The organism is Klebsiella sp. JN_Kp127, assembly GCF_040062505.1.
Taxonomy (GTDB): domain Bacteria; phylum Pseudomonadota; class Gammaproteobacteria; order Enterobacterales; family Enterobacteriaceae; genus Klebsiella; species Klebsiella quasipneumoniae.
Map to the genome: position 1 here is coordinate 34,951 of NZ_JBEAHS010000034.1, position 25,544 is coordinate 60,494.

The 25,544-nt window shown below is 59.7% G+C and carries 31 protein-coding genes and 1 riboswitch; of the genes, 14 read left to right on the forward strand and 17 right to left on the reverse strand.

Translation table 11 applies throughout. The annotated features are described in order from the left end of the window. Window positions 1-6: 6 nt before the first annotated feature. From ABLV04_RS11720 to pduF, 17 genes are all read right to left on the reverse strand, one after another. Window positions 7-684 carry an energy-coupling factor ABC transporter transmembrane protein gene (locus ABLV04_RS11720; RefSeq protein ID WP_180266099.1) on the reverse strand — a complete coding sequence of 226 codons (678 nt, stop codon included), beginning with the start codon at window positions 682-684 and terminating at the stop codon, window positions 7-9. Then, window positions 671-952, reverse strand: a complete 282-nt coding sequence (locus tag ABLV04_RS11725; protein WP_004105092.1) for an energy-coupling factor ABC transporter substrate-binding protein — start codon at window positions 950-952, stop codon at window positions 671-673. The genes ABLV04_RS11720 and ABLV04_RS11725 overlap by 14 nt, the downstream gene beginning before the upstream one ends. A gap of 1 nt (window position 953) precedes the next feature. Beyond that, window positions 954-1,691, reverse strand: a complete 738-nt coding sequence (cbiM, locus tag ABLV04_RS11730) for a cobalt ECF transporter S component CbiM (RefSeq protein WP_048335175.1) — start codon at window positions 1,689-1,691, stop codon at window positions 954-956. After that, window positions 1,688-2,401 (reverse strand): cobalt-factor II C(20)-methyltransferase, encoded by a 714-nt coding sequence (locus ABLV04_RS11735; RefSeq protein ID WP_180266100.1) that lies wholly within the window; start codon window positions 2,399-2,401, stop codon window positions 1,688-1,690. Before ABLV04_RS11735 ends, cbiM begins: the two co-directional genes overlap by 4 nt. Next, window positions 2,398-3,192, reverse strand: coding sequence for a sirohydrochlorin cobaltochelatase (locus ABLV04_RS11740; protein WP_032453943.1), 795 nt, complete (start codon window positions 3,190-3,192; stop codon window positions 2,398-2,400). Before ABLV04_RS11740 ends, ABLV04_RS11735 begins: the two co-directional genes overlap by 4 nt. Window positions 3,193-3,202: 10 nt before the next feature. Beyond that, the gene (locus ABLV04_RS11745) at window positions 3,203-3,988 is read right to left on the reverse strand and encodes a cobalt-precorrin-6A reductase (protein WP_044524586.1); all 786 of its coding nucleotides are present in this window, start codon (window positions 3,986-3,988) and stop codon (window positions 3,203-3,205) included. Next, window positions 3,985-4,710: a precorrin-3B C(17)-methyltransferase gene (locus ABLV04_RS11750; protein ID WP_180266101.1), complete on the reverse strand. Its 726-nt coding sequence runs from the start codon at window positions 4,708-4,710 to the stop codon at window positions 3,985-3,987. The genes ABLV04_RS11745 and ABLV04_RS11750 overlap by 4 nt, the downstream gene beginning before the upstream one ends. Continuing rightward, window positions 4,710-5,765, reverse strand: coding sequence for a cobalt-precorrin 5A hydrolase (cbiG, locus tag ABLV04_RS11755; RefSeq protein ID WP_049013369.1), 1,056 nt, complete (start codon window positions 5,763-5,765; stop codon window positions 4,710-4,712). Before cbiG ends, ABLV04_RS11750 begins: the two co-directional genes overlap by 1 nt. Beyond that, entirely contained in the window at window positions 5,746-6,519 is a 774-nt protein-coding gene (locus tag ABLV04_RS11760; protein WP_023321550.1) for a cobalt-precorrin-4 methyltransferase, read from the reverse strand. Before ABLV04_RS11760 ends, cbiG begins: the two co-directional genes overlap by 20 nt. Beyond that, on the reverse strand, window positions 6,512-7,081 hold the full coding sequence (locus ABLV04_RS11765; protein WP_064155010.1) for a decarboxylating cobalt-precorrin-6B (C(15))-methyltransferase: 570 nt from the start codon (window positions 7,079-7,081) through the stop codon (window positions 6,512-6,514). Before ABLV04_RS11765 ends, ABLV04_RS11760 begins: the two co-directional genes overlap by 8 nt. Then, a complete protein-coding gene (locus ABLV04_RS11770) occupies window positions 7,071-7,676 on the reverse strand; it encodes a cobalt-precorrin-7 (C(5))-methyltransferase (RefSeq protein WP_180266102.1) in 606 nt (201 codons plus the stop codon). Before ABLV04_RS11770 ends, ABLV04_RS11765 begins: the two co-directional genes overlap by 11 nt. Beyond that, window positions 7,670-8,809, reverse strand: coding sequence for a cobalt-precorrin-5B (C(1))-methyltransferase CbiD (gene cbiD / locus ABLV04_RS11775; protein ID WP_180266103.1), 1,140 nt, complete (start codon window positions 8,807-8,809; stop codon window positions 7,670-7,672). Before cbiD ends, ABLV04_RS11770 begins: the two co-directional genes overlap by 7 nt. After that, window positions 8,806-9,438: a cobalt-precorrin-8 methylmutase gene (locus ABLV04_RS11780; RefSeq protein ID WP_004133657.1), complete on the reverse strand. Its 633-nt coding sequence runs from the start codon at window positions 9,436-9,438 to the stop codon at window positions 8,806-8,808. Before ABLV04_RS11780 ends, cbiD begins: the two co-directional genes overlap by 4 nt. A gap of 10 nt (window positions 9,439-9,448) precedes the next feature. After that, on the reverse strand, window positions 9,449-10,408 hold the full coding sequence (gene cbiB, locus ABLV04_RS11785) for an adenosylcobinamide-phosphate synthase CbiB (protein ID WP_180266104.1): 960 nt from the start codon (window positions 10,406-10,408) through the stop codon (window positions 9,449-9,451). Beyond that, window positions 10,405-11,784: a cobyrinate a,c-diamide synthase gene (locus tag ABLV04_RS11790; protein WP_180266105.1), complete on the reverse strand. Its 1,380-nt coding sequence runs from the start codon at window positions 11,782-11,784 to the stop codon at window positions 10,405-10,407. The genes cbiB and ABLV04_RS11790 overlap by 4 nt, the downstream gene beginning before the upstream one ends. Before the next feature lie 87 nt (window positions 11,785-11,871). Continuing rightward, a riboswitch (cobalamin riboswitch) is annotated at window positions 11,872-12,040 on the reverse strand. 301 nt (window positions 12,041-12,341) lie between these two features. After that, window positions 12,342-13,253, reverse strand: a complete 912-nt coding sequence (gene pocR, locus ABLV04_RS11795) for a regulatory protein PocR (protein ID WP_023290877.1) — start codon at window positions 13,251-13,253, stop codon at window positions 12,342-12,344. 188 nt (window positions 13,254-13,441) lie between these two features. Next, window positions 13,442-14,242, reverse strand: a complete 801-nt coding sequence (pduF, locus tag ABLV04_RS11800; protein ID WP_004105118.1) for a propanediol diffusion facilitator PduF — start codon at window positions 14,240-14,242, stop codon at window positions 13,442-13,444. Window positions 14,243-14,767: 525 nt separating this feature from the next. On the opposite strand from pduF, the gene pduA reads away from it, so the two are divergent. Genes pduA through pduP form a run of 14 tightly spaced genes read left to right on the forward strand, consistent with a single transcriptional unit; the run spans window position 14,768 to window position 25,541 of the window. Further along, window positions 14,768-15,052, forward strand: a complete 285-nt coding sequence (gene pduA / locus ABLV04_RS11805) for a propanediol utilization microcompartment protein PduA (RefSeq protein ID WP_001183618.1) — start codon at window positions 14,768-14,770, stop codon at window positions 15,050-15,052. Continuing rightward, window positions 15,049-15,861 (forward strand): propanediol utilization microcompartment protein PduB, encoded by an 813-nt coding sequence (pduB, locus tag ABLV04_RS11810; protein ID WP_004105122.1) that lies wholly within the window; start codon window positions 15,049-15,051, stop codon window positions 15,859-15,861. The genes pduA and pduB overlap by 4 nt, the downstream gene beginning before the upstream one ends. 18 nt (window positions 15,862-15,879) lie before the next feature. Beyond that, window positions 15,880-17,544 carry a propanediol dehydratase large subunit PduC gene (pduC, locus tag ABLV04_RS11815; RefSeq protein WP_004105132.1) on the forward strand — a complete coding sequence of 555 codons (1,665 nt, stop codon included), beginning with the start codon at window positions 15,880-15,882 and terminating at the stop codon, window positions 17,542-17,544. 10 nt (window positions 17,545-17,554) lie between these two features. Then, window positions 17,555-18,229 carry a propanediol dehydratase medium subunit PduD gene (pduD, locus tag ABLV04_RS11820; RefSeq protein ID WP_180266106.1) on the forward strand — a complete coding sequence of 225 codons (675 nt, stop codon included), beginning with the start codon at window positions 17,555-17,557 and terminating at the stop codon, window positions 18,227-18,229. A 14-nt stretch (window positions 18,230-18,243) separates the two neighbouring features. Continuing rightward, a complete protein-coding gene (gene pduE, locus ABLV04_RS11825) occupies window positions 18,244-18,765 on the forward strand; it encodes a propanediol dehydratase small subunit PduE (protein WP_180266107.1) in 522 nt (173 codons plus the stop codon). 15 nt (window positions 18,766-18,780) lie between these two features. Continuing rightward, complete coding sequence (gene pduG, locus ABLV04_RS11830; RefSeq protein ID WP_348815762.1) at window positions 18,781-20,613, forward strand: propanediol dehydratase reactivase alpha subunit PduG; 1,833 nt, start codon at window positions 18,781-18,783, stop codon at window positions 20,611-20,613. After that, window positions 20,603-20,953, forward strand: a complete 351-nt coding sequence (gene pduH, locus ABLV04_RS11835) for a propanediol dehydratase reactivase beta subunit PduH (protein ID WP_004105142.1) — start codon at window positions 20,603-20,605, stop codon at window positions 20,951-20,953. Before pduG ends, pduH begins: the two co-directional genes overlap by 11 nt. 19 nt (window positions 20,954-20,972) lie before the next feature. Continuing rightward, the gene (pduJ, locus tag ABLV04_RS11840; RefSeq protein WP_001057755.1) at window positions 20,973-21,248 is read left to right on the forward strand and encodes a propanediol utilization microcompartment protein PduJ; all 276 of its coding nucleotides are present in this window, start codon (window positions 20,973-20,975) and stop codon (window positions 21,246-21,248) included. Window positions 21,249-21,251: 3 nt separating this feature from the next. Then, entirely contained in the window at window positions 21,252-21,734 is a 483-nt protein-coding gene (locus ABLV04_RS11845) for a BMC domain-containing protein (protein WP_086075064.1), read from the forward strand. Then, window positions 21,734-22,366 carry a phosphate propanoyltransferase gene (locus ABLV04_RS11850; protein WP_180266108.1) on the forward strand — a complete coding sequence of 211 codons (633 nt, stop codon included), beginning with the start codon at window positions 21,734-21,736 and terminating at the stop codon, window positions 22,364-22,366. Before ABLV04_RS11845 ends, ABLV04_RS11850 begins: the two co-directional genes overlap by 1 nt. Further along, the gene (pduM, locus tag ABLV04_RS11855; protein ID WP_180266109.1) at window positions 22,363-22,854 is read left to right on the forward strand and encodes a microcompartment protein PduM; all 492 of its coding nucleotides are present in this window, start codon (window positions 22,363-22,365) and stop codon (window positions 22,852-22,854) included. The genes ABLV04_RS11850 and pduM overlap by 4 nt, the downstream gene beginning before the upstream one ends. Before the next feature lie 3 nt (window positions 22,855-22,857). Continuing rightward, window positions 22,858-23,133 (forward strand): propanediol utilization microcompartment protein PduN, encoded by a 276-nt coding sequence (gene pduN, locus ABLV04_RS11860; protein ID WP_000549823.1) that lies wholly within the window; start codon window positions 22,858-22,860, stop codon window positions 23,131-23,133. Window positions 23,134-23,142: 9 nt separating this feature from the next. Then, complete coding sequence (gene pduO / locus ABLV04_RS11865; protein WP_180266110.1) at window positions 23,143-24,153, forward strand: two-domain cob(I)yrinic acid a,c-diamide adenosyltransferase PduO; 1,011 nt, start codon at window positions 23,143-23,145, stop codon at window positions 24,151-24,153. Further along, a complete protein-coding gene (gene pduP / locus ABLV04_RS11870) occupies window positions 24,150-25,541 on the forward strand; it encodes a CoA-acylating propionaldehyde dehydrogenase PduP (protein WP_180266111.1) in 1,392 nt (463 codons plus the stop codon). Before pduO ends, pduP begins: the two co-directional genes overlap by 4 nt. The last annotated feature ends 3 nt before the right edge of the window (window positions 25,542-25,544 follow it).

Consider the following 25,544-nt stretch of genomic DNA (forward strand, 5'->3'; position numbering starts at 1 on the left):
TTATCCTTAAAGGTGAAAATCACCCTGATACAGTTTGATATCCAGCGTGGTGCTCATCTGCTGGTAGCGGATCATCACCCGGGTAAACAGCAGTCCTACCAGCATCGCCAGCGAACGATAGCCCTTCGGCACGCTACGGTAGCCAAAACGTAATGTTTGCGCACGGTGAATCGCCAGCGCTTCGTCTAACAGAATAAAAATAAAACGCCAGGTTAGCAGGATTTGCTCGGTCAGCAGCCGCGGCACCCGCCCACGCTTGAGCAGCACAATAAGCTGCGGGAACGGCAGATTCAGCACCAGCCAGAAGGTGGACGCCAGCGCCGCCAGGCTGCGCCAGAAGGTCTGATTGGCGGTCGTCAGCCCCTCCGATGTGATCCCCAGCCAGACGCTGCCCAGCGGCAGGCTCACCAGCAGATCCTGCGGATTGCGGCTGACGCTAAACAGAATGGTCAGCACACCGATCAGCAGGAAGCCAAACGGCAGCGCCATCCAACGGCACCAGCGCCACGGCGAGACCCGCAGCAGCCAGCAGGTTAAGGCGGCAATCAGCGCCATTTCGATACCCTGCCCCAGCGGAGGCAGGGTAAAAGCCAGCACCATCAGCAGCAGCCAGAACAGGAGCTTGCGCTCCGGCGCGACGTGAAACCAGCGGCTCTGATAGCTGAGTCGGTCAAACCCGGTCATCACGGCGCTGTCTGCCTTTGCTGTAGCCCAGAATATAGAAAATGACCGCCGCGCCGAGGGAGCCCTGAAGCGTAAACAGCAGGCTCTCAATTTCTCCGCTCGCCGGTTCGTACAGCGGCTGGAACCACGGCTCATAATGCGGCGCGACCACCTGAATCTGGCTCTCCGCCTCGCCGTCCGAACCGCCGAATTCGCCGCCGTGATCGACAAAGAACGGCAGGATCACCAGCGCCACCACCATGGCGAACAATATCAGCGTCTTTTTCATGTTAATGCCCCTGTGCGGTAATCAGCTGACGTTTGGTCAACTGGTCGTAGATCATGACGGTTAACAGCCCTTCAGCAATGGCGATCGGGATCTGCGTCAGGCAGAAGATCCCCATAAACTTGACGATCGATCCGCTCGCGCCGGCGGCGGGATCCGGGAAGGCCACGCCGAGCTGTACGGAGGTGACAAAGTAGGTCACCAGATCCGCCAGCATCGCGCAGAGAAACACCCCGACGTCGCGGCGAATGCCCGCGCGGCAGGCCATTTTCCACACCATATAGCCGACCACCGGCCCGATGACCGCCATCGACATGCCGTTCGCGCCGAGCGTCGTCAGCCCGCCGTGCGCCAGCAGCAGCGCCTGGAACAGCAGCACGATGGCGCCAAGGATCGCCACCACGCCGGGCCCGAAGAGAATCACCGCCAGGCCGACGCCGGTCGGGTGGGAACAGCTGCCGGTTACGGAAGGAATTTTCAGCGCCGAGAGGACAAAAATAAACGCCCCGCACAGCGCCAGCAGCACCTTCTGATTGTTATCTTCCTGCACAATGCGGCGCAGGCGCACCAGCCCGTACCACAGGCAGGGTAAAAACAGCAGCCACCATGCCAGGGCCCACATCGGCGGTAAAAACCCCTCCATGATGTGCATCGCGAAAGCCTTTTCGGGAACCACTATCAGCAATAGCGCCGCAGCTAACCCGCTGAAAGACAGCTGTTTTAGCTGTTGTTCACGTTTCATTCTGCATACTCCCACTGTTTATTGACCAGAATGGTCGAGAAATAGGGCAGCGGCTGGTCGTCGCTGACGTCACGGAGATGGCGCCAGCACTGCTCGCCCGGCAGCGTGGCTTCAGACATCATCAGCGCGGCATCCAGCAGACCGTTTTTCGCCAGCAGCGCTTTGATGCGGGGAAATCGCCCGTACACTTTCATCAGCACCAGGCTTTCATGCTGGCGCAGCGCCTGCTCGATTTCCGTTTCCGGCGCGGTGCAGGAGATCACCGCCAGCGATTGCTGCTCCATGGCCAGCGGCGTTTTTGAACGCGCGGCAATGGCGGCGAAAGAAGTGACGCCGGGAACAATCTCCAGCCACTCCGGGCAGCCGATACGCTGGAGTAAGAACACCCAGGTACTGAACAGCATGGCGTCGCCGAGGGTAATAAATCCGACCTGCTTGCCCGCTTCCACTTCCTGAACCAGCGCCGCGGCAACCTCATCCCACACCGCCTCTTTTTCCGCGCTGTCGGCGCTCATCGGGAAATAGCAGCAGCGTACTTCGGTCCGTTCGCCGATATACTCGCGCACGATGGAGAGCGCGAGGCTGTCGCCGCCTTTACGTCCGGCGGGCGCGTAGAGAATGTCCAGCGTGCCCAGCACCCGCGCCGCGCGCACGGTGATCAGGTCGGCGGCGCCAGGGCCGGTACTTAAGGCATACAGTTTGCCGCTCATGCCGCCTCCTCCATTGCCAGGCTCAGCGCCTGCTGCAGGTGAGCGACGAACATTGCGCGCACCGCCGGATTCTCTCCCAGCCCGTTCAGCCACGGCGTCGCCGTGATACCGGCGGCGTTGAACAGCGTTTTCCAGGAGTCCTCTTCGTCCGAGGCCATATCGTTAATGGCGTGATCGCCGGCCACCAGCATCAGCGGCATCAGGTGCACGCCCTTCACCCCCTGCCGACGCAGGCTGTCGATAAGAATATCGACTTCCGGATAGCTCTCGACCGCGCCGACCCGCGCCGGAAATCCCTTCGCCGTCATCATATGATCCAGACAGGCGTAGGCGGCGAAAGCGTGATGGCTGGCGCCGTGGCCCATAAAGACCACCGTTTCATCGGCAGCAAGCGGCGGCATCTGCTGGCGCAGCGCCTGCATCAGCTGGACATAATCGTTATGGCTGCTCAGCAGTGGCGCCCCCAGCGTCAGGCGGAGGAACAGCGGGCGCAGGCTTTGCACTTCGCGGACGATCTTTTCATACTCATCGCCGTTGATAATGTGCAGCGACTGAATCGCCACATCCTGGTAGCCCTGCTCGGCCAGCTTCTGCAATGCCTGTAGCGGCGTATCAATCTCGATACCGTCGCGCTGCTTGAGCTTGCGGATAATCATCCCGGAGGTGAAGGCGCGAAAGGTGTCGCGGTCCGGGCAGCTGGCCGCCAGCTCGCGCTCGCAGGCGACGATATTCTTTTCACAGGTGTCGTGATAGCTGGTGCCAAAACTGACCACCAGAAGCGCTTTTTTCATTTCGGACTCCTTAAGCAGCGGCCAGCCAGCGCGCTAAGCGCCGGGCAAAGGCAGCCTGACTTTCCAGTAACTCTTCACCCGTCACCAGCGGCGCCGGGCGCGTAATCACGATGCAGGGGATACCGGCATCCAGACAGGGTTGTACTTTTTCCTGATAGCCGCCTTCGGCGCCGGAGGCTTTGGTGATCACCACGTCGGCCCGGCACTGGCGGTAGAAAGCGGCGTTGAATTCGGCGCTGAACGGCCCGCACAGGGCGAAAATCTCGCCAACGCCAAACCCCAGCGCGGCGCATTGGGCGATGACATCGGCGACCGGCAACACCCGGGCCAGCAGCGTTTTGTCGCCTAATCCCGCCCGCCAGCGCGCCAGATCTTTACTTCCCGTGGTGAGTAGCACGCGCTGGCCGAAATGCCGCGCCACCTCGCAGGCTTGTTCAATGCTCTCCACGGTATAGAGCAGCGGATGCGTCAGGCCGCTCAGCTGCTCCGGGCGCTGATAGCGGCTCAGCAGCACGCCGGCGGTTTCACAGGCCCGGACGATATTGCGGCTTACCGCTTCGGCGTAGGGGTGCGAAGCATCGATCACCCAGCGGGTCCGGTTAGCTTTCAGCCAGGCGATCATCTCCTCCAGCTCGAGGCGCCCGCAGCGCACCTGGCCGCGAATATCCCCCGCCAGCTGCTGGCCGGTGGGGGTCGCCACCGACAGGGTGTAGGGGACCTGCGCCGCGTCAAGCTGCTGACACAGCGCCCTCGCGTCGCTGGTTCCGCCCATCACCAGCACCTCGCCGTGGCTCACAGCACGTAGCCTCGCGGGGTGATCATCAGGCCATCCTGGATATACGTCGCTTTGTTGCCGACGATCACCAGGCTGGTCATATCGACCGGTGCAAAATCCATCTCCCCCAGGGTGGTCAGCCATTTCTCCTGTTTTTTACGTCCGGCGGATTTCACGACTCCCACCGGGGTCTGCGCGCTTTTACTGGCCGACAGCAGCTCAAAGGCGCGCGCCAGATGGCCCTCGCGGCCGCGGCTGCGCGGGTTGTAAAAACAGATCACGAAGTCGGCTTCCCCGGCGGCGACAATGCGCTTTTCAATCACCGGCCACGGGGTCAGCAGATCGCTGAGGCTGATATGGCAGAAGTCGTGCATCAGCGGCGCGCCCAGCAGCGAGGCGGCGGCAATGCTGGCGGTCATTCCCGGGATCAGGCGGACTTCCACATCCAGCTTCTGCTTGCTGACCAGTTCGAGCACCAGTCCGGCCATGCCGTAAATACCGGCATCGCCGCTGCTGATCAGCGCCACGTTATGCCCGGTCTGCGCCAGCTCAATCGCCGCCTGGCAGCGCTCAATCTCTTTGCACATTCCGGTTTTGATCACCTGCTTATCGCCGGTAAAGGCTTTCACCAGGTGCGTGTAGGTCTTATAGCCAACGACGATTTCCGCCGCCTGCAGCGCTTCAATGGCCTCCATGGTCATCATGGACTGCGAGCCAGGGCCGATTCCGATTACGCTTAACATCAGTGTGAAACTCCCAAAGTAATAGTGACGCCCTGTTCGCGCAGGGTTTCGCCTAACAGTTGCCCATGGCTCAGCAGCCAGGCCGCCGGACCGGATACGCTCCCCACGCCGACGGTTTTTCTGACGAACGATGAAGCGGGAAAGTGATGCTCATGCTCGCGCAGGGCATCAGCGGGAAAGGTTTCGAACGGTACGCGACAGCAGGAAGCCAGCTGAATCAGCCCCTGCTCGTGCTTCTTCAACGTGACGCTGCCGATAGCTTTCAGCGCCAGCGGATCCAGGCGCTGCGCCTCAAGCTGGCGCGCCAGCAGCGCCGCTAATAGCGGGAATGGCGTATCGCGGCGGCAGCCAATTCCGGCGACCACCCGCTGCGGCACCAGTTTCCAGTGCGGCACGGCGATCGGCGGCAGTTCGTTGCGCAGCGTGACGCAGACCAGCGCGTCCAGCTCGGGAAGCTGGTGCAGATCGGTCACGGTGATAAACCCCCGCCGGTCGCAGTGGCGGACGTCTTCATCCAGTTCGTCGTCCCACCACAGGCCGACGCGGTGATGGCTGACCAGCATCTGGTTGACGGTTTTCACCGCCGCGCGGAAGTCGCTCATCCGGGCATTAAGCTGGAATGCCAGGGTATCCAGGGCCGCCATCTCGTTGACGTCGGTGGCGGTGGTGATCACCGGGTCGGCGCCGAGCATCCCGGCCAGATAGCGGCTGAGGGCATTCGCGCCCCCCGCATGGCCGGAAAGCAGGCTAATGACGTGCTGGCCGCGTTCGTCGATCACCACCACGGCCGGATCGCTGAACTTATCATTGACCAGCGGGGCCAGCACGCGTACCGCGATCCCGGTGGCGCCGATGAAAATCAGCGCCGAATAGCTGCTGAAGGCCTCGCGCGCGGCGCTGGCAAAACCGTTTTCAAAGGGGAGAAAACCCTCTTCCAGCAGCTTCTCGCTGGTAAAGCAGGTTAACGGCAGCATCGCCGCCAGCCGTTTCGCCAGCCGAACGCCCCCTGGCGTCAGGCAGAAAAGTGCGATTGATTCAGGCTTTACGGTATTCATGGCTAAAGTCCGCCGCGTAGAGTTTTGAGTAGTGATACTCAGAGCCCAGGAAATTCCCGACCAGAATGAGCGCCGTTTTGCGGATCCCCGCCTCGCGTACCTTGTCGCCGATATCCGCCAGCGTACCGCGTACGGTCTGGCTTTCCGGCCAGGTCGCTTTATAGATCACCGCCACCGGCGTGGTTGCCGGATAGCCGCCTTCAATCAGGCGCTCCGCTACCCGGTGAATGCGCTGCACGGAAAGGTAAATCGCCATTGAAGTCTGGTGGCTGGCAAATGATTCAAGCTGCTCGCGCTCCGGCACCGGCGTGCGCCCTTCAAGGCGGGTGATGATCAGGCTCTGGGAGACTTCCGGCACGGTGTACTCGACGCCCAGCTCCGCCGCCGCGCCCAGAAACGCGCTGACGCCCGGCACCACCTGCCAGTCGATACCGCGTTTGGTCAGCTCTTCGCCCTGCTCGCGGACCGAGCCATACAGCGACACGTCCCCGGTCTGTAAACGCACTACCGTTTTCCCGGCTTTAACGCCGGCTTCCATCAGGTCGAGAATTTGCTCCAGATGCAGTTCGGCGCTGTCGTGACACTCGGCGCCGGGCGGACAATACTCCAGCAGCTCGGTGTTTATCAGCGACCCGGCGTAGATCACCACCTGGGCCTGCTGCAGCAAGCGGTAGCCCTTGAGGGTAATTAGCTCACGGTCGCCCGGCCCTGCGCCAACGAACCACACACTACGGGGGTCAAATGTCTCAGCCATGGTTTTCTTCCTTCTGACAGGCGATAACAAAAACGGGATTATTCGGTTTGAAATAGTGGCCGCTGCCCAGCGCGGTCAGCGATGAAACGTTCAGCAGCAGGCAATCAATCTGTGTAATCCCCCGCTGCTGCAGATAGTCGAGAGCCGCGTTCAGGTTCTCCTGCAGGATAAAAGTCATCACCAGACGGCCGCCGGGATAGAGCTGCTGCCACGACCAGTCAATCAGTTCGTCGAGACGGCCGCCGCTGCCGCCCATAAAAATGGCGTCGGCCCGCCCGGTAATCACCATCGGCGCTTCGCCGGGCAGGATCTCAATATTGCCGCAGGTGAAATGCTGGCGATTTTCGTCCAGCAGCCGGAGAGCCGCGGGGTTGCGTTCGATGGCGGTTACCTGCAAAGAGGGATACTGCAGCGCCGCCTCAATCGACACGCTGCCGGTACCGGCGCCGATATCAATCAGGTGGCTTGCCCGGTGCAGTTCAAGTTTGGCCAGCGCCAGCGCGCGAACCGCTTCTTTGGTCATCGGCACCTTCTCGCCGCGCAGAAAAAGCTCATCTTTCATCGAGGATCACCACCGCGTTCATCTCATATTCGGCATCGACCTCACTGACCGGTAGCCAGTGGATCCGCTCGTTATCCATCGCCAGATTTTCGCCAATCACCATCCAGCGATACCCTTTACCCCGCGCCGCCAGCTGGGCGGCGATTTCCCGCGGCCCGCAGCGCCCGTCGGTCACCATCGCCACCTTGCGCTGACGCGCCAGCTCATCAAAACAGACGTCTCGCCCGTGGCTGCTGGTCAGCCAGATATCGTTCATATCGATACCGGCCTTCGCGCAGAGATACTGCACCGCGCTGATGCCGGGAATAATGCGCACGCGATCGATGCCAAAGTGGGCTATCAGCCGCGTGCCGATCCCGTAAAAGAGCGGGTCGCCTGAGGCCAGCACCACCACCTTCTGCGCTGCGCGTTCGCCGAGCCAGACCAGCAGTTCGGCGATATTGGCGCCTAGCGCAAACCGTTCGCCGCGAAATCCGGGGAACTGCTGCAAATGCCGCTTACCGCCGACCAAAGCGTCTGCCGTCGCCACCTCCTCACGCGCCGCCGGCGTCATCAAATGCAGGCCTGACGGGCCCATGCCGACAACCGTTAACATGACATCTCCCGCGCAATCTCGGCCACCGGGCGATTGCTGCCGAGGACCTTGTTATCAAAGGAGAACATGATGGCGTCGCAGACGGGCGGCGTTTTGGTAAAGCGCAGCATCTGCATCACCCGCAGGCAGATGCGTTCGGCAAGATGGTGATAGATATGCTGAAAACCGTACGCGTCGATGTGCTCCATCGCCGCTTCGGTGGTATCGCATTCGCTTACCAGCTGCAGCAGCGCCAGCGGCGCGCCCAGCAGCGCCAGATGCGCGACCAGGGTTTCCATCCGCGCATCGGCGATATGGCTGTGGGTGTGGAAGATCCCGGCGGCGACTTTAATCAGCTTGCCGGGATGGCCAATCAGCACAATCTGACGGAACCCGAGGCGCACGGCCTCTTCAATCATGTAGCCGACGAAGTTGCTCATGGTGACCACCACCTGCGAGTCGATGCCCATCTGCTCGCGTACGAAGCGCTCGCCGTGGTTGCCCGGCACCAGCACCACCCGCTCCAGCCCCGCCGCGCGCTTAATTTCCAGCTCCAGCGACAGCGAACGCTTCCAGCTCTCTTCCGACATCGGCGTCACGATACCGGTGGTGCCGATAATCGAGATGCCGCCCAGGATCCCGAGCCGCGAGTTATAGGTTTTCTGCGCCCGCGCCTCGCCCTCCGGGGCGAAAATCTCTACCGTCGCCCCACGCGACGGGCCTATCGCTTCGCGCACCGCCGACTCAATGGTGTGGCGCGGGGTGCGGTTTATCGCCGGGCTGCCGATAGGCAGGCCGATTCCTTTACGGGTGATGGTGCCGATACCTTCGCCGCCGCGCAGGGTTATCTCGCCGGAGTCGTCGAGCGTCACGCGGGCGAAAATCAGCATCCCGTGGGTGGCGTCAACGTCATCGCCGCCGTCTTTACGGATGGCGGCGATCGCCTGGAGCCCTTCAACGTGCGGCGATTCGACGTTAAGGCACAGGGTGACGCCGGAAGGAGTCACGATGGAGACCTGATGAATGAGGTGCTGGCGCATCACCATCAGCGCCGCGACCTTTGCCGCCGCCGTCGCGCAGGATCCGGTGGTATAGCCTTTACGCAGCGCCTTGCCGTTGTGCCACACCGGGGCGTCAAAGGATTGCTCGCTCATCGCGCCCCCTGTAAGTGATACAGAATGGCGTTGACGATAGCGGCGGCGACGTTGCTGCCGCCTTTACGACCCAGCGCGGCAATGCCCGGCAGGCCGCTCTGCGTCAGGGCCTCTTTCGACTCCGCTGCACCGACGAAGCCGACCGGCACGCCAATCACGCCGTTGACCGCGACATCATGCTCCAGCAGACGAAACAGCGCGGTGGGCGCATTGCCGAAAACAAACACCTTCTCGCCCTCTTCGGCAACCGCAATATCGACCGCCGCCATCGAGCGGGTCATCCCCTGCGCTTTTGCCTCCGCCACCACCCGCGGATCGCTGATATAGCAGCGGCACTCGCCGCCGAATTTCGCCAGCAGGGTTTTATTGATCCCGGAAAGGGCCATGGTGGTATCGGTATAAAGCGTGCAGGGCTGGCTCAGGGCGGCGCTTAAGCGAGGAAGCACGTCGGGCGAAAACCACAGAATATCCAGCCAGTCAAAATCAGCGGTGGTGTGGATCACCCGCTTGATAATGGCTTCGTGTAGCGGGCTGGCAAAGCGGTAGTCCGGGCGGGTCTGCGCAATAATGTCGCCAATAATGTCGAAGCTTTTCGCCTCAATCGCCTGCGGTTGCTGGATATAGTGCATTCATTTGTCCTCAGGCAGCGCCGACCAGCCAGAACCGGACCGCCATAAACAGCGCCAGCGCCAGGGTCGAAGACACCCACATCAGTCGAATCGTTCGGGAAATATCGTCTACGGAAATATCGCGCGTCGCCTCGCCAATCCACGGCTTCTCCACGCGCTGTCCAAAGTAATCGTTAGGGCCGCCAAGCCGGATGCCGAGCGCCCCGGCGACGGTGGCCTCCGACCATCCGCAGTTTGGGCTGCTGTGGTTGTAGCGGTCGCGCCAGCCGATGCGCAGCGCGCGGCCGCCCGCTTCACCGCAGAGGAAAGCGGCGAGGCTGATAAGCAGCCAGCTCAGGCGAGCGGGGATAAAGTTGGCGACATCATCGAGGCGGGCGCTGACCATGCCGATGGCCCGGTATTTTTCGTGCTTATAGCCGACCATCGAATCCAGGGTGTTGACCGCTTTATAGGCCATCGCCAGCGGCGCGCCGCCGAGCAGCAGGAAGAAGAGCGGCGCGATAATCCCGTCAACGGTGTTCTCCGCGACGGTTTCCACCACCGCGCGATTAATCTGCTGCGGCGCAAGCTGCGTCGTGTCGCGGCCGACAATCCATGAGAGTTTGACGCGGCTTTCCGCCAGATCCCCCGCGCGCAGCGGGCGCTCGACGTCCCGCGCCGACTGCGCCAGGCAGCGTCCGGCCAGCACGGTGAAAATCATCCAGACCTCAACCAGCCAGCCAAGCCACGGATGAATCCTCTGCGCCAGCGTCAGCACGCCCCAGCAGACGCTCCACGTTAGTCCGACCACAACTATCCACATCACCCCGCCGCCGACGCGCAGGGCGACATCGCTGCGGCAATAGCGGCGCACGCCGCGCTGAACGGCGGCGATCAGGCTGCCAATCCAGCGCACCGGATGCGGCCAGCTCTGCGGATCGCCGATGATAAAATCGAGGAGCCAGGCAACGCCCCATGCCAGCAGCGTCATAGCGCGCTCCTTGCCGCAGCCAGCCAGTGGTTGAGCATGGTGGGGCGCTGCGCAAAGTGCAGGTGCAGATAGCTGGCGAACGTGTTGCCCACCTGCCAGCCGCCGGACCACTGCTGAAGGGTCATACCGTCGCGGACCTTGCGGCAGGCCAGAACCGCCGGGGACTCGGGAGTAAAATCCGAGTAGTGAAATTCATGTCCGCGCAGGGTTTCGCCCGGCGCCGCCAGCAGCGTTTTGCGCATAGCTCGCGCCTCGCAGTAGCCAAAGCGGGTAAGCCGTTTGCCCATCTTGCTGTGGCCGGGAATAAGGTTGGCCATCGGGTAGATATCACCGTTGGCGTCTTCCAGGGAGCTGCCGAGATACATCAGACCGCCGCATTCAGCGTAAATCGCCACCCCGCGCCGGTGCGCCTCCCGCAGCTGCGCCAGCATCGGCGTATTGGCCGCCAGCGCGGCGGCATGAATTTCCGGATAGCCGCCGCCGAGCCAAATCATCTGGCACGGTGGCAGCTCGCTATCGCGCAGCGGGCTGAAGCGCACGATATTCACTCCGCAGCGTTCAAGCAGCGAGAGGTTATCCGGGTAGTAAAAGTTGAAGGCCTCGTCGTCGGCCAGCGCCAGCGTCAGGCCCGCGCCGGCGTCGGGCGACGGCAGCGCCGGCCACTCCCCGGCGGGCAGGGTGGTGAGCTGGCTAAGAGCAAGGAGCCGTTCAATATCCAGGGTTCGCGCCAGCGTGTGGGCAAAATCGCGCCACGGCTGCTGATTGACCAGCGACTCGCGGGCGGTAACCAGCCCCAGATGGCGTTCGGGTAACGCCACCCCTTCCATTCGCGGTACGTAGCCGAGCGCCGGCAGCCCGCAATAGCGTTCAATAGCGCCTTTGAGAAGCTGATAATGGGATTCGCTGTTGACGCGGTTGACGATAACGCCGGCAATGTTGAGGCTGGGGTCGAAGTGTTGAAATCCCATCACCGTGGCGGCGATGGAGGTGGAAACCGCTTTGCCATCTACCAGCAAAATGACCGGACAGCCGAGCTGTTTAGCCATCGCGGCGGTGCTGCAGTAGCCAGGGTCGGTACCGAAGCCGTCATACAGCCCCATCACGCCCTCAATGACCGCGATATCCGCCCGCTGCATCTGTTCGCAAAATAGCGCGTTAAGCACCGGCTCCGGGAGCATAAAGCTGTCGAGGTTGCGGGAAGCGACGCCGCTGACGGCGGTGTGCCAGCCGGTGTCGAGGTAGTCCGGGCCGACTTTGCAGGGCTGAACCCGCATGCCGCGCTGCTTCAACAGGCTGAGCAGGCCAAGCGTAACGGTGGTTTTACCACAACCGCTGCCGGTACCTGCGAGAATAAATGCGTGCTGCCTGGCTGCCATACCCCGATCCTGTGCCGGGTGGTAGGGCTGCGTGCATTCCCAGTCTTTCGACTGTACGCATCTGAGCAACCCACTTCCCACCGAAGTTGTTGATTATTACCGACAGGCAGGTCTTCTGGCTTAGCGTCGTCCTCTCCCATCCTTCCCAATCCGGTAAACAGATCAGTGGCTAAATATGGGTTCGTCAGCATCACAGCAGCGGGGGCTGCGGGGGATTTACACCCCCTTCCCTGGCGCCTGTCGGTTTAGTCCGTCATGATTCGAGCGGGATGAAACCCACTCGAATGATTCCCGGAACATCTTACGGAAGCAGGATGGCTTCCGTCGTGTTTAATTTTTAAATACCAAAGCTATTTCATTACGCCGATGGCGCGCTGAAAGCCATTTCGGATATCACTCTATCCCATCAAATAAATAAAAACTGGTGCAGTTTATCGTTCTCTCATTATTATTTTGTTGCGCTATGACAATTTATTGCTGTGAATGAGATATTTTCATTTTAGAATGAGCAGGATACGCGGGTATAACAAAAACCGGCGATAACAAATTATTGTCATTTAAACTGACTCAGTTTGTGATCTGGCGTTAATTTGCTGACGATAGGCCTGCGGAGTCACCTGATAGGCCTGGCGAAAAACTTTGCAAAAATAGCTGGTTTGCGAAAATCCTAAATTCCGCGCAATGCTGGCGATGCTCCAGTCGCTGTGGCAAAGCAGCTCTTTGGCGCTCACCATCCGCTGATGGTTCACCCAGGCATTAAAGCCGATACCCTGATATTTTTTGAACAGCTTACTGAAGTAATAGGGGCTGAGATAAACGTGAGCGGCGACGTCTTCCAGGCGAAGCTCGTCGGATAAATGGGCGTCAATGTAGCGCAGCGCCTTCTTCATTTTGCTGTCATGAGGGCTGGCGACCCGGCTGGCGCGCGCAGGTTCCGGCTGCTGGGGATTATCTTTAATCACCACAAAGTTGAGCTGTTTTTTCAGGCAGTTTTCGACGATAAGCTTCAGTAAATCAGCAGAAGCAATCACTCTGGCGTAGTCCATTTCCGGCACGTCGCGAAACGCTTTAAGCAGCTCAGGGTCGGCCTGCCAGCGGTCATCCACGTTGAGGATATCGACCAGTTCAACATCGTTGCTTAAGCGCACCTGGCCGCAAAGTACAAAGCCCACAAGGTGACCGGCAATGACCAGAGGAATGGAGAAATCGGTTAACCCGGCGTGGCAGCGGTAGATACAGAGCTGATCGGTTTTAGACGCCTCAAGCCCGCCGCAGCGGTCACTCATTCGACAGCGGGTGCTGTGCTGGGGATGCTGGCGCATCAGCTGGCAAAAAGGGGTGAAGTTAAACAGTTCAGATATTTCATCACCATGAATATTGACGACCACCACCGCCAGACTGGTGGCCTGCGCAAAATCCTGTGCGATTTTATTAATGAGTTCTGAGTTCAGTGTGCTCGCAGAAATCATGATAAAACCTCTCAGTTAATTTTTTGTTATAAATAAAACATTTCTTTAATATTTACTTCCTTTCATCATCCATTGCCGCCAACGATAAAAGAATAATACGATAGCAAAAGTCTCCCATCCGTGGGAGACGTTTTTGGCGAGTTCGTGATACCGGTTCATGAAAATTTTTGGCTATTTCAGCCGTGACCTTAATCCTCTAATTTACAGGTATTACACGGTAGATTATTACCAATCAGATAACGATAGATGGCCGCGCCGAGACAGGCGCCGATCAGTGGCGCAATAATCGGCACAATAAAGTACGGAATATCCCTTCCGCCGGTCATCGCGATATCGCCCCAACCCGCCATCCACGTAAACAGCTTCGGCCCAAAATCACGCGCCGGATTCATCGCAAAGCCGGTCAGCGGCCCGGTTGAAGCGCCAATGACCGCCACCAGCAGGCCGATCAGCAGCGGAGCCAGCGGCCCTTTCGGTACGCCGTTGCCGTCGTCGGTCAGCGCCATAATCATCCCCATCAGCATGGAGGTGATCACCACTTCAACCAGCGCCGCATGCCAGATGCTCAGCGATGCCGCCGGGTAGGTGCTGAAAATACTCGCCAGCTGCAGGCTCTCTACGCTGCCGCGCGCGATATGGTGGGCGGATTCAAACTCGGTAAACATCGTGCTGTACAGCACATAGGCCAGCACCGCGCCGCCAAAGGCGCCGGCAACCTGTGAAACGATATAGGGGAAGACTTTTCGGCCGGGAAAGCAGGCAAACAGCCATAACGCGACGGTCACCGCCGGGTTGAGATGCCCGCCGGAGATCCCCGACGTCAGATAGACGGCAAGCGAGATCCCCAGCCCCCAGATAATGCATATCTCCCACAGTCCGAGGCTGGCGCCCGCCACCTTTAACGCGCTCAGGCAGCCGATGCCGAAAAACAAAAACAGCCCGGTGCCCAGAAACTCGGCGGTACATTGCGCTTTTAACGAATCATTCATGGTGACACCTTCTTAGCAGAGTTCGTGTCCTGACCAGCCAACATCCTGCTGGCAGTAGAGTACAACGCGCACCACTATATGAACTCCCGTCCGCAAATTGTTGGCAACCTGCTGACGGCAGCCTCCGGAAAATTCGGGTATCAATAACAAATTATTGTCATTAAATAACGCAGAATTGCATTGCTCACGCGCGGCTTTCGCCATTATGCCAACGCCATGGCATGCAAAAATATTGCTAAAACCAGCTTATCGTTTTCCAACAAACATCACAAATCAGTTTCTCGCGCATAGCAGATAAAATTAAAATCGTCATGAACAAATTTGTAAATATGGAATATACAAAACAAGATAATCACATCAGCGAAAATAAAAAAAACAAATAACATCAAACACTTAAATAAATAAACGACAATTTTATCTTATCCAATACCCACTATTTTTTCACCATCACATTGAAGTCAGCCATTCTTTTTCCTCGCATCTTCTTATAGTCCCCACTATCGGAACACTTCATGCGAGGTCTTTATGCAACAAGAAGCACTAGGAATGGTAGAAACCAAAGGCTTAACCGCAGCCATAGAGGCCGCTGATGCAATGGTTAAGTCAGCCAATGTGATGTTAGTGGGCTATGAAAAGATTGGCTCCGGGCTGGTAACCGTCATCGTGCGCGGCGACGTTGGCGCAGTAAAAGCGGCCACCGATGCGGGCGCCGCCGCCGCACGTAACGTGGGTGAAGTGAAAGCCGTACACGTCATCCCACGCCCTCACACCGATGTAGAAAAAATCTTACCGAAGGGAATTAGCCAATGAGCAGCAATGAGCTGGTTGAACAGATCATGGCTCAGGTGATTGCCCGCGTGGCAACGCCGGAACAGCAGGCCATCCCTACTGAAAACCATCCAATACGAGAGACGGCTATGGCAGAAAAAAGCTGCAGTTTAACGGAATTTGTCGGGACCGCTATTGGCGACACCCTGGGTCTGGTTATCGCCAACGTCGATACCGCCCTGCTGGACGCGATGAAGCTTGAAAAGCGCTATCGCTCCATCGGCATTCTCGGCGCCCGCACCGGCGCTGGCCCGCACATTATGGCGGCGGACGAAGCGGTGAAAGCCACCAACACCGAAGTGGTTAGCATTGAGCTGCCGCGCGATACCAAAGGCGGCGCGGGCCACGGTTCGCTGATTATTTTAGGCGGCAACGACGTTTCCGACGTTAAGCGCGGGATTGAAGTTGCGCTGAAAGAGCTCGACCGCACCTTCGGCGATGTTTACGGCAATGAAGCCGGACATATCGAGCTGCAGTACACCGCCCGCGCCAGCTACGCCCTGGAAAAAGCCTTCGGCGCGCCGATTGGCCGCGCCTGCGGCATTATCGTCGGCGCACCGGCCTCCGTGGGCGTGCTGATGGCCGATACCGCCCTGAAGTCAGCCAACGTGGAAGTCGTGGCGTATAGCTCTCCGGCGCACGGCACCAGCTTCAGTAACGAAGCCATCCTGGTGATTTCCGGCGACTCCGGCGCGGTCCGCCAGGCAGTCACCTCCGCGCGCGAAATCGGTAAAACCGTCCTTGCGACCCTCGGTTCTGAACCGAAAAACGATCGCCCGTCCTACATCTGATACCCACGAGGCTGATTCATGAGATCGAAAAGATTTGAAGCACTGGCGAAACGCCCTGTGAATCAGGACGGCTTCGTTAAGGAGTGGATCGAAGAAGGCTTTATCGCGATGGAAAGCCCGAACGATCCGAAACCGTCGATAAAAATCGTTAACGGCGCGGTGACCGAGCTGGACGGGAAACCGGTGAGCGATTTTGACCTGATCGACCACTTTATCGCCCGCTACGGTATCAACCTGAATCGCGCCGAAGAAGTGATGGCGATGGATTCGGTTAAGCTGGCCAACATGCTGTGCGATCCGAACGTTAAACGCAGCGAAATCGTCCCGCTGACCACCGCGATGACGCCGGCAAAAATTGTCGAAGTGGTTTCGCATATGAACGTCGTTGAGATGATGATGGCGATGCAGAAAATGCGCGCCCGCCGCACCCCATCCCAGCAGGCGCACGTCACCAACGTCAAAGATAACCCGGTACAGATTGCCGCCGACGCCGCCGAAGGCGCATGGCGCGGATTTGACGAACAGGAAACCACCGTTGCGGTAGCGCGCTACGCGCCGTTCAACGCCATCGCGCTGCTGGTCGGCTCGCAGGTAGGCCGTCCGGGCGTACTGACTCAGTGCTCGCTGGAAGAAGCCACCGAGCTGAAGCTCGGCATGCTGGGCCACACCTGCTACGCCGAAACCATCTCTGTCTACGGTACCGAACCGGTCTTTACCGACGGCGACGACACGCCGTGGTCGAAGGGTTTCTTAGCCTCCTCCTACGCCTCTCGCGGTCTGAAAATGCGCTTCACCTCCGGCTCCGGCTCCGAAGTGCAGATGGGCTATGCCGAAGGCAAATCCATGCTTTACCTGGAAGCGCGCTGCATCTACATCACCAAAGCCGCGGGCGTACAGGGGCTGCAAAACGGCTCCGTTAGCTGCATCGGCGTGCCGTCTGCGGTGCCTTCCGGCATTCGCGCGGTGCTGGCGGAAAACCTGATCTGTTCGTCGCTGGATCTGGAGTGCGCCTCCAGTAACGACCAGACCTTCACCCACTCCGATATGCGTCGTACCGCGCGCCTGCTGATGCAGTTTCTGCCGGGGACCGACTTTATCTCTTCCGGTTATTCCGCGGTGCCGAACTACGACAACATGTTCGCCGGTTCCAACGAAGATGCCGAAGACTTTGACGACTACAACGTCATCCAGCGCGACCTGAAGGTGGACGGCGGTCTGCGTCCGGTTCGCGAAGAAGATGTTATTGCCATCCGTAATAAGGCTGCCCGCGCGCTGCAGGCCGTTTTTGCCGGAATGGGGCTGCCGCCGATTACCGATGAAGAAGTGGAAGCCGCAACCTACGCCCACGGTTCGAAAGATATGCCGGAGCGCAACATCGTCGAAGACATCAAGTTCGCCCAGGAAATCATCAATAAAAACCGCAACGGCCTGGAAGTAGTGAAAGCGCTGGCGCAGGGCGGGTTCACCGACGTGGCCCAGGACATGCTCAACATCCAGAAAGCCAAGCTGACCGGAGACTATCTGCATACCTCCGCAATTATCGTCGGCGATGGGCAGGTGCTGTCAGCCGTCAACGACGTTAACGACTATGCCGGTCCGGCAACGGGCTATCGCCTGCAGGGCGAACGCTGGGAAGAGATTAAAAACATCCCTGGCGCTCTTGATCCCAACGAGATTGATTAAGGGGTGAGAAATGGAAATTAATGAAAAATTGCTGCGCCAGATAATTGAAGACGTGCTCAGCGAGATGAAGGGCAGCGATAAACCCGTCTCGTTTACTGCGCCAGCGGCCTCCGCGGCGCCCCAGGCCACGTCGCCCGCCGGCGACGGCTTCCTGACGGAAGTGGGCGAAGCGCGTCAGGGAACCCAGCAGGACGAAGTGATTATCGCCGTCGGCCCGGCTTTCGGCCTGGCGCAGACCGTCAATATCGTCGGCATACCGCATAAGAGCATTTTGCGCGAAGTCATTGCCGGTATTGAAGAAGAAGGCATTAAGGCGCGCGTGATTCGCTGCTTTAAATCCTCCGACGTGGCCTTCGTCGCCGTTGAAGGCAATCGCCTGAGCGGTTCCGGCATCTCTATCGGCATCCAGTCAAAAGGCACCACGGTGATTCACCAGCAGGGGCTGCCGCCGCTCTCTAACCTGGAGCTGTTCCCCCAGGCGCCGCTGCTGACCCTGGAAACCTATCGCCAGATTGGTAAAAACGCCGCCCGCTATGCGAAACGCGAATCGCCGCAGCCGGTCCCGACGCTGAACGACCAGATGGCGCGGCCAAAATACCAGGCGAAATCGGCCATTTTGCACATTAAAGAGACCAAGTACGTGGTGACGGGCAAAAACCCGCAGGAACTGCGCGTGGCGCTTTGATAAAGGATAACTCCATGAATACCGACGCAATTGAATCGATGGTGCGCGACGTATTAAGCCGCATGAACAGCCTGCAGGGCGAGGCGCCGACGGCGGCTCCGGCGGCAGGCGGCGCGTCCCGTAGCGCAAAGGTCAGCGACTACCCGTTGGCGAACAAGCACCCGGAATGGGTGAAAACCGCCACCAATAAAACGCTGGACGACTTTACGCTGGAAAACGTGCTGAGCAATAAAGTTACCGCCCAGGATATGCGTATCACCCCGGAAACCCTGCGCTTACAGGCCTCTATCGCCAGGGACGCGGGCCGCGACCGGCTGGCGATGAACTTCGAGCGCGCCGCCGAGCTGACCGCGGTACCGGACGATCGCATTCTTGATATCTACAACGCCCTCCGGCCCTATCGCTCGACGAAAGAGGAGCTGCTGGCGATCGCCGACGATCTCGAAAGCCGCTATCAGGCGAAGATTTGCGCCGCTTTCGTTCGCGAAGCGGCCACGCTGTACGTCGAGCGTAAAAAACTCAAAGGCGACGATTAATTACAGGGGTATGTGATGCGATATATAGCTGGCATTGATATCGGCAACTCATCGACGGAAGTCGCCCTGGCGACTCTGAATGAGGCTGGCACGCTGACAATCACCCACAGCGCGCTGGCGGAAACCACCGGGATCAAAGGCACGTTGCGTAACGTGTTCGGTATTCAGGAGGCGCTCGCCCTCGTCGCCAGAGGCGCCGGGATCGCTGTCAGCGATATTTCGCTCATCCGCATTAATGAAGCGACGCCGGTGATTGGCGATGTGGCGATGGAAACCATTACCGAGACCATCATCACCGAATCGACCATGATCGGCCATAACCCGAAAACACCCGGCGGCGCGGGGCTTGGCGTGGGCATCACCATTACGCCGCAGGAGCTGTTAACCCGCCCGGCGGACGCGCCCTATATCCTGGTGGTGTCGTCGGCGTTCGATTTTGCCGATATCGCCAGCGTGATTAACGCTTCCCTGCGCGCCGGATATCAGATTACCGGCGTCATTTTGCAACGCGACGATGGCGTACTGGTCAGCAACCGGCTGGAAAAACCGCTGCCGATTGTTGACGAAGTGCTGTACATCGACCGCATTCCGCTGGGAATGCTGGCGGCAATTGAGGTCGCCGTCCCGGGGAAGGTCATCGAAACGCTCTCTAACCCCTACGGTATCGCCACCGTATTCAACCTCAACGCCGAGGAGACGAAAAACATCGTCCCGATGGCTCGCGCGCTGATTGGCAACCGTTCCGCCGTGGTGGTCAAAACGCCATCCGGTGACGTCAAAGCGCGTGCGATACCCGCCGGTAACCTTGAGCTGCTGGCCCAGGGCCGGAGCGTACGCGTAGACGTTGCCGCTGGCGCCGAAGCCATCATGAAAGCGGTCGACGGCTGCGGCAAGCTCGATAACGTCACCGGCGAGTCGGGGACCAATATCGGCGGCATGCTGGAACACGTGCGCCAGACCATGGCCGAGCTGACCAACAAGCCCAGCAGCGAAATATTCATTCAGGACCTGCTGGCCGTCGATACCTCGGTGCCGGTGAGCGTCACCGGCGGTCTTGCCGGGGAGTTCTCGCTGGAGCAGGCCGTGGGCATCGCCTCAATGGTGAAATCGGATCGTTTGCAGATGGCGATGATTGCCCGCGAAATCGAGCAGAAGCTCAATATCGACGTGCAGATCGGCGGCGCCGAGGCCGAAGCCGCCATTCTGGGCGCGCTGACCACGCCGGGTACCACCCGACCGCTGGCGATCCTCGACCTCGGCGCAGGCTCCACCGATGCCTCCATCATCAACCCCAAAGGCGAAATCATCGCCACTCACCTCGCCGGAGCTGGCGATATGGTGACGATGATTATTGCCCACGAGCTGGGGCTGGAAGACCGCTATCTGGCGGAAGAGATCAAGAAGTATCCGCTGGCCAAGGTGGAAAGTCTGTTCCATTTACGCCACGAGGACGGCAGCGTGCAGTTCTTCTCCACGCCGCTGCCCCCCGCCGTATTCGCCCGCGTCTGCGTGGTGAAACCGGACGAACTGGTGCCACTACCCGGCGACTTAGCGCTGGAAAAAGTGCGCGCCATTCGCCGCAGCGCCAAAGAGCGGGTCTTTGTCACCAACGCCCTGCGCGCACTGCGTCAGGTCAGCCCCACCGGCAACATTCGCGATATTCCGTTCGTGGTGCTGGTCGGCGGTTCGTCGCTGGATTTCGAGGTCCCGCAGCTGGTCACCGATGCGCTGGCGCACTACCGCCTGGTTGCCGGGCGGGGAAATATTCGCGGCAGCGAGGGCCCCAGAAACGCGGTGGCCACCGGCCTGATTCTCTCCTGGCATAAGGAGTTCGCGCATGGACAGTAATCACAGCGCCCCGGCTATTGTGATCGCCGCCATCGACGGCTGCGACGGCCTGTGGCGCGAAGTGCTGCTGGGTATCGAAGAGGAAGGCATTCCTTTCCTGCTCCAGCATCACCCGGCCGGGGATGTCGTGGACAGCGCCTGGCAGGCGGCGCGCAGCTCGCCGCTACTGGTGGGCATCGCCTGCGACCGCCATACGCTGGTCGTGCACTACAAGAATTTACCCGCATCGGCGCCGCTTTTTACGCTGATGCATCATCAGGACAGTCAGGCCCAACGTAACACCGGTAATAACGCGGCACGGCTGGTCAAAGGGATCCCGTTCCGGGATCTGAATAGCTAAGCAACAGGAGAACAGCAGTATGAATAACGCACTGGGACTGGTTGAAACAAAAGGGTTAGTAGGCGCCATTGAGGCCGCCGATGCAATGGTGAAATCGGCCAACGTGCAGCTGGTCGGCTACGAAAAAATTGGCTCGGGTCTGGTGACCGTAATGGTTCGCGGCGATGTCGGCGCGGTCAAAGCGGCGGTAGATGCGGGCAGCGCGGCGGCAAGCGTCGTAGGCGAAGTGAAATCCTGCCACGTGATCCCGCGTCCGCACAGCGACGTTGAGGCCATTTTACCGAAATCAGCCTGATTGATGGCGAATAAGGAGCACCGCGTGAAGCAATCACTGGGATTACTTGAAGTTTGTGGTCTGGCACTGGCTATTAGCTGCGCCGATATCATGGCGAAATCCGCTTCTATCACGCTGGTCGCCCTCGAAAAGACCAATGGTTCAGGCTGGACGGTCATTAAAATTACCGGTGATGTGGCCTCAGTACAGGCGGCCATCACCACCGGTGCACAGTTTGCCGAACAGCGAAACGGTCTGGTGGCTCATAAAGTCATCGCCAGACCCGGAGAAGGGATCCTGCCCGCAGAGGCTCCCCCCCCCTCCGTCATGGAACCTGAGCCTGAAGAGTCAGAGACGGCTAATGTCGTTTCTGAAGCGCCAGCAGAAGAGCCCCTCCAGCAACAAGGCGTGGTCAGCTGCAACCTGTGCCTGGATCCCAAATGTCCGCGCCAGAAGGGCGAGCCGCGCACCCTTTGCATTCATCCCGGCAAGCGAGGTGAAGCGTAATGGATAAACAGCTTCTCGCATCAACGGTCAGTAAAGTCCTCGACGAGATGCGTCTGCGGCCCATTCCGCTGGGGGTTTCAAATCGTCATATCCACCTGTCGGCGTCGGATTATGAACGCCTGTTTCCTGGCCATCCCATCAGCGAGAAAAAAGCGCTGCTGCAGCCGGGACAGTACGCTGCGGAGCAAACCGTCACCCTGGTAGGGCCGAAGGGGCAGCTTAAAAATGTGCGCCTGCTCGGCCCACTGCGTTCGGTAAGCCAGGTGGAAATATCGCGTACCGATGCCAGAACCCTGGGGGTTGCGGCGCCGCTGAGAATGTCTGGCGATCTGAAAGGGACGCCGGGCATCCGTCTGGTCAGCCCCTATGGCGAACTGACGCTCTCGTCAGGGGTTATCGTCGCGCAACGGCATATTCATATGTCGCCGCTCGATGCGCTGATCCTGCGGGTTTCCCACGGCGATAGGGTCTCCGTGGCCATTGAAGGCGACGAGCGCGGGCTGATTTTCAACAACGTGGCGGTTCGCGTTTCACCGGATATGCGTCTCGAAATGCACATTGATACCGATGAAGCCAACGCCGCCGGCGCCGATAATCCGCAGGCCTTTGCCCGGCTGGTAGGCCCGCGATGAACGGCGAAGTTCTGCAGCGCATCGTGGAGGAAATCGTCTCCAGGCTGCAGCGTCGCGCCCACAGCACGGCGACGCTGAGCGTGGCGCAGCTGCGCGATGCCGACTGCCCCGGGCTGTTCAGCCAGCACGCCTCGCTGCGCATCCTGCTTGTCGACCTGCCGCTGCTGGGCCAGCTGACGGAGGCGGAAACCGACGATCCTGCGGCCCGGAAAATTCACGACGCGCTGGCTTTCGGCATCCGCGTGCAGCTCACCCTGCACAGTCAGCTGCTGCCGGTTATCCCGGTCAAAAAACTGGCGCGCCTGCCGGCGATCTTCACCGACGAGCGCGGGCTGCCGCTGATCCTGCACGCAGGATCGGTGCTGAGCTATCGCGACGTCGCGCATCTGGGCCAGGGTCGCCTGGTTATCCACCGCAAATGCATCGTGACCGCGCTGGCGCGCGAAGCGGCACAGGCGCGGCATATTCAATTAATTAAGCAGGAGTAAATCATGCATCTGGCACGAGTCACGGGCGCGGTTGTCTCCACGCAAAAATCGCCTTCCCTGATCGGCAAAAAGCTGCTGCTGGTGCGGCGGGTCAGCGCCGATGGCGAGCTTCCCGCCTCGCCGACCTCCGGTGATGAAGTCGCCGTGGATTCCGTCGGCGCGGGGATCGGCGAGCTGGTTCTGCTCAGCGGCGGCTCCAGCGCCAGGCACGTTTTTTCCGGGCCAAACGAGGCCATCGACCTCGCCGTTGTCGGCATTGTCGATACGCTTTCACGTTAAGGAGCGAATATGGCGATTTATACCCGAACGGGCGACGCTGGCACCACCTCACTCTTTACCGGCCAGCGGGTGAGTAAAACCCACCCGCGGGTTGAAGCCTACGGCACGCTGGATGAGCTGAACGCCGCGCTGAGCCTGTGCGCCTGCGCCGCCGCGGATGAAAATCACCGCGCCTTACTTGAGGCCATCCAGCAGCAGCTTTTTTGGTTTAGCGCAGAACTGGCCAGCGACAGTGAACGGCCGTCGCCGAAACAGCGCTACATCAGCAGCGAAGAGATTTCCGCTCTGGAAGCCGCCATCGATCGGGCCATGGCCCGCGTCGAACCGCTGCACAGTTTTATTTTACCCGGCCGCTGCGAAGCCGCGAGCCGCCTGCATTTTGCCCGCACGCTGGCCCGCCGGGCCGAACGGCGACTGGTTGAGCTGGCGGCGGAAGTCAACGTGCGCCAGGTGCTGATGCGCTACATCAATCGCTTGTCAGACTGCCTGTACGCCCTGGCGCGCGCGGAAGATAGCGATGCGCACCAGAACAACATCATTCGTGAAGTGAGCCGGCGCTATCTGGCCGCCACTCTACCGAGCCGCAGCAAGGAGAAGACGCCCCTGGACCTTTCATTCCACGATCTGCACCAGCTCACCCGCGCCGCCGTTGAGCGCGCGCAGCAGCTTCAGGTGCCGGTGGTGATCAGCATCGTTGACGCACACGGCACCGAAACCGTGACCTGGCGGATGCCGGACGCCCTGCTGGCCAGCAGCGAACTGGCGCCGAAAAAAGCCTGGACCGCGGTGGCGATGAAAATGGCGACCCATGAGCTGAGCGAGGCCGTTCAGCCGGGCGCCGCGCTTTATGGCCTCGAAACGCATTTGCAGGGAAAAGTGGTTACCTTTGGCGGCGGTTACGCCCTGTGGCGCGACGGCTCATTAATTGGGGGTCTTGGCATCAGCGGCGGCAGCGTTGAACAGGACATGGATATAGCACAGACCGCCATCGCGGCCATTAACGTGGGAACTCATCAATGAATACTACTGAACTCGAAACGCTTATTCGCACCATTCTTAGCGAACAGTTATCCCCAGCCCAAACGCCAAACCCGGCGCAGGGCAAAGGGATTTTTCAGTCCGTGAGCGAGGCCATTGATGCCGCGCATCAGGCGTTCTTACGTTATCAGCAGTGCCCGCTAAAAACCCGCAGCGCCATCATTAGCGCAATGCGTCAGGAGCTGACGCCGCATCTGGCCGCCCTGGCGGAAGAGAGCGCCAATGAAACGGGGATGGGCAACAAAGAAGATAAATTTTTGAAAAACAAAGCTGCGCTGGACAACACGCCGGGCGTGGAAGATCTCACCACCACGGCACTGACCGGCGACGGCGGCATGGTGCTGTTTGAGTATTCGCCATTTGGCGTTATCGGGTCGGTCGCACCGAGCACCAACCCGACGGAAACCATCATTAATAACAGCATCAGCATGCTGGCGGCGGGCAATAGCGTCTACTTCAGCCCGCATCCGGGAGCAAAAAAGGTCTCACTGAAGCTGATTAGCATGATTGAAGAGATTGTTTTCCGCTGCTGCGGCATCCGCAATCTGGTGGTTACCGTAGCAGAACCCACTTTCGAAGCCACCCAGCAGATGATGGCCCATCCGCGCATTGCGGTTCTGGCCATTACCGGCGGCCCGGGTATTGTGGCGATGGGCATGAAGAGCGGTAAGAAAGTCATTGGCGCTGGCGCGGGTAACCCGCCCTGCATCGTTGATGAAACGGCGGATCTGGTTAAAGCGGCGGAAGATATCATCAACGGCGCCTCGTTCGATTACAACCTGCCCTGCATTGCCGAGAAGAGCCTGATTGTGGTGGAGAGCGTCGCCGAACGTCTGGTGCAGCAAATGCAAACCTTCGGCGCGCTGCTGCTGAGCCCTGCCGACACCGACAAACTCCGGGCCGCCTGCCTGCCTGAAGGCCAGGCGAATAAAAAACTGGTCGGCAAAAGCCCATCAGCCATGCTCGAAGCGGCCGGGATCGCCGTTCCGTCGAAAGCGCCGCGTCTACTGATAGCGCTGGTTAACGCCGACGATCCGTGGGTTACCAGCGAGCAGCTGATGCCGATGCTGCCGATAGTGAAAGTTAGCGATTTCGATAGCGCGCTGGCCCTGGCGCTGAAGGTTGAAGAGGGACTGCATCATACCGCCATTATGCACTCGCAGAACGTGTCGCGCCTGAACCTCGCGGCCCGCACCCTGCAAACCTCGATATTCGTCAAGAACGGCCCCTCTTATGCCGGGATCGGCGTCGGCGGCGAAGGCTTTACCACCTTTACTATCGCCACGCCGACCGGTGAAGGGACAACCTCGGCGCGCACGTTTGCCCGATCCCGTCGCTGCGTGCTGACCAACGGCTTTTCCATTCGCTAACCG

Bases quoted from the DNA above. Each gene is read 5' to 3' on its own strand.
- pduG (WP_348815762.1), top strand. From the start codon at position 18,781: ATGCGATATATAGCTGGCATTGATATCGGCAACTCATCGACGGAAGTC.
- pduJ (WP_001057755.1), top strand. From the start codon at position 20,973: ATGAATAACGCACTGGGACTGGTTGAAACAAAAGGGTTAGTAGGCGCC.
- ABLV04_RS11760 (WP_023321550.1), bottom strand. From the start codon at position 6,519: ATGGCTGAGACATTTGACCCCCGTAGTGTGTGGTTCGTTGGCGCAGGG.
- cbiG (WP_049013369.1), bottom strand. From the start codon at position 5,765: ATGAATACCGTAAAGCCTGAATCAATCGCACTTTTCTGCCTGACGCCA.
- pduM (WP_180266109.1), top strand. From the start codon at position 22,363: ATGAACGGCGAAGTTCTGCAGCGCATCGTGGAGGAAATCGTCTCCAGG.
- pduE (WP_180266107.1), top strand. From the start codon at position 18,244: ATGAATACCGACGCAATTGAATCGATGGTGCGCGACGTATTAAGCCGC.
- ABLV04_RS11740 (WP_032453943.1), bottom strand. From the start codon at position 3,192: ATGAAAAAAGCGCTTCTGGTGGTCAGTTTTGGCACCAGCTATCACGAC.
- ABLV04_RS11780 (WP_004133657.1), bottom strand. From the start codon at position 9,438: ATGCACTATATCCAGCAACCGCAGGCGATTGAGGCGAAAAGCTTCGAC.
- pocR (WP_023290877.1), bottom strand. From the start codon at position 13,253: ATGATTTCTGCGAGCACACTGAACTCAGAACTCATTAATAAAATCGCA.
- pduH (WP_004105142.1), top strand. From the start codon at position 20,603: ATGGACAGTAATCACAGCGCCCCGGCTATTGTGATCGCCGCCATCGAC.
- pduA (WP_001183618.1), top strand. From the start codon at position 14,768: ATGCAACAAGAAGCACTAGGAATGGTAGAAACCAAAGGCTTAACCGCA.
- ABLV04_RS11720 (WP_180266099.1), bottom strand. From the start codon at position 684: ATGACCGGGTTTGACCGACTCAGCTATCAGAGCCGCTGGTTTCACGTC.
- pduO (WP_180266110.1), top strand. From the start codon at position 23,143: ATGGCGATTTATACCCGAACGGGCGACGCTGGCACCACCTCACTCTTT.
- cbiD (WP_180266103.1), bottom strand. From the start codon at position 8,809: ATGAGCGAGCAATCCTTTGACGCCCCGGTGTGGCACAACGGCAAGGCG.
- ABLV04_RS11850 (WP_180266108.1), top strand. From the start codon at position 21,734: ATGGATAAACAGCTTCTCGCATCAACGGTCAGTAAAGTCCTCGACGAG.
- ABLV04_RS11765 (WP_064155010.1), bottom strand. From the start codon at position 7,081: ATGAAAGATGAGCTTTTTCTGCGCGGCGAGAAGGTGCCGATGACCAAA.
- pduC (WP_004105132.1), top strand. From the start codon at position 15,880: ATGAGATCGAAAAGATTTGAAGCACTGGCGAAACGCCCTGTGAATCAG.
- ABLV04_RS11750 (WP_180266101.1), bottom strand. From the start codon at position 4,710: ATGTTAAGCGTAATCGGAATCGGCCCTGGCTCGCAGTCCATGATGACC.
- ABLV04_RS11770 (WP_180266102.1), bottom strand. From the start codon at position 7,676: ATGTTAACGGTTGTCGGCATGGGCCCGTCAGGCCTGCATTTGATGACG.
- ABLV04_RS11725 (WP_004105092.1), bottom strand. From the start codon at position 952: ATGAAAAAGACGCTGATATTGTTCGCCATGGTGGTGGCGCTGGTGATC.
- pduF (WP_004105118.1), bottom strand. From the start codon at position 14,242: ATGAATGATTCGTTAAAAGCGCAATGTACCGCCGAGTTTCTGGGCACC.
- pduP (WP_180266111.1), top strand. From the start codon at position 24,150: ATGAATACTACTGAACTCGAAACGCTTATTCGCACCATTCTTAGCGAA.
- ABLV04_RS11845 (WP_086075064.1), top strand. From the start codon at position 21,252: ATGGCGAATAAGGAGCACCGCGTGAAGCAATCACTGGGATTACTTGAA.
- pduD (WP_180266106.1), top strand. From the start codon at position 17,555: ATGGAAATTAATGAAAAATTGCTGCGCCAGATAATTGAAGACGTGCTC.
- cbiB (WP_180266104.1), bottom strand. From the start codon at position 10,408: ATGACGCTGCTGGCATGGGGCGTTGCCTGGCTCCTCGATTTTATCATC.
- ABLV04_RS11790 (WP_180266105.1), bottom strand. From the start codon at position 11,784: ATGGCAGCCAGGCAGCACGCATTTATTCTCGCAGGTACCGGCAGCGGT.
- ABLV04_RS11735 (WP_180266100.1), bottom strand. From the start codon at position 2,401: ATGAGCGGCAAACTGTATGCCTTAAGTACCGGCCCTGGCGCCGCCGAC.
- pduN (WP_000549823.1), top strand. From the start codon at position 22,858: ATGCATCTGGCACGAGTCACGGGCGCGGTTGTCTCCACGCAAAAATCG.
- pduB (WP_004105122.1), top strand. From the start codon at position 15,049: ATGAGCAGCAATGAGCTGGTTGAACAGATCATGGCTCAGGTGATTGCC.
- cbiM (WP_048335175.1), bottom strand. From the start codon at position 1,691: ATGAAACGTGAACAACAGCTAAAACAGCTGTCTTTCAGCGGGTTAGCT.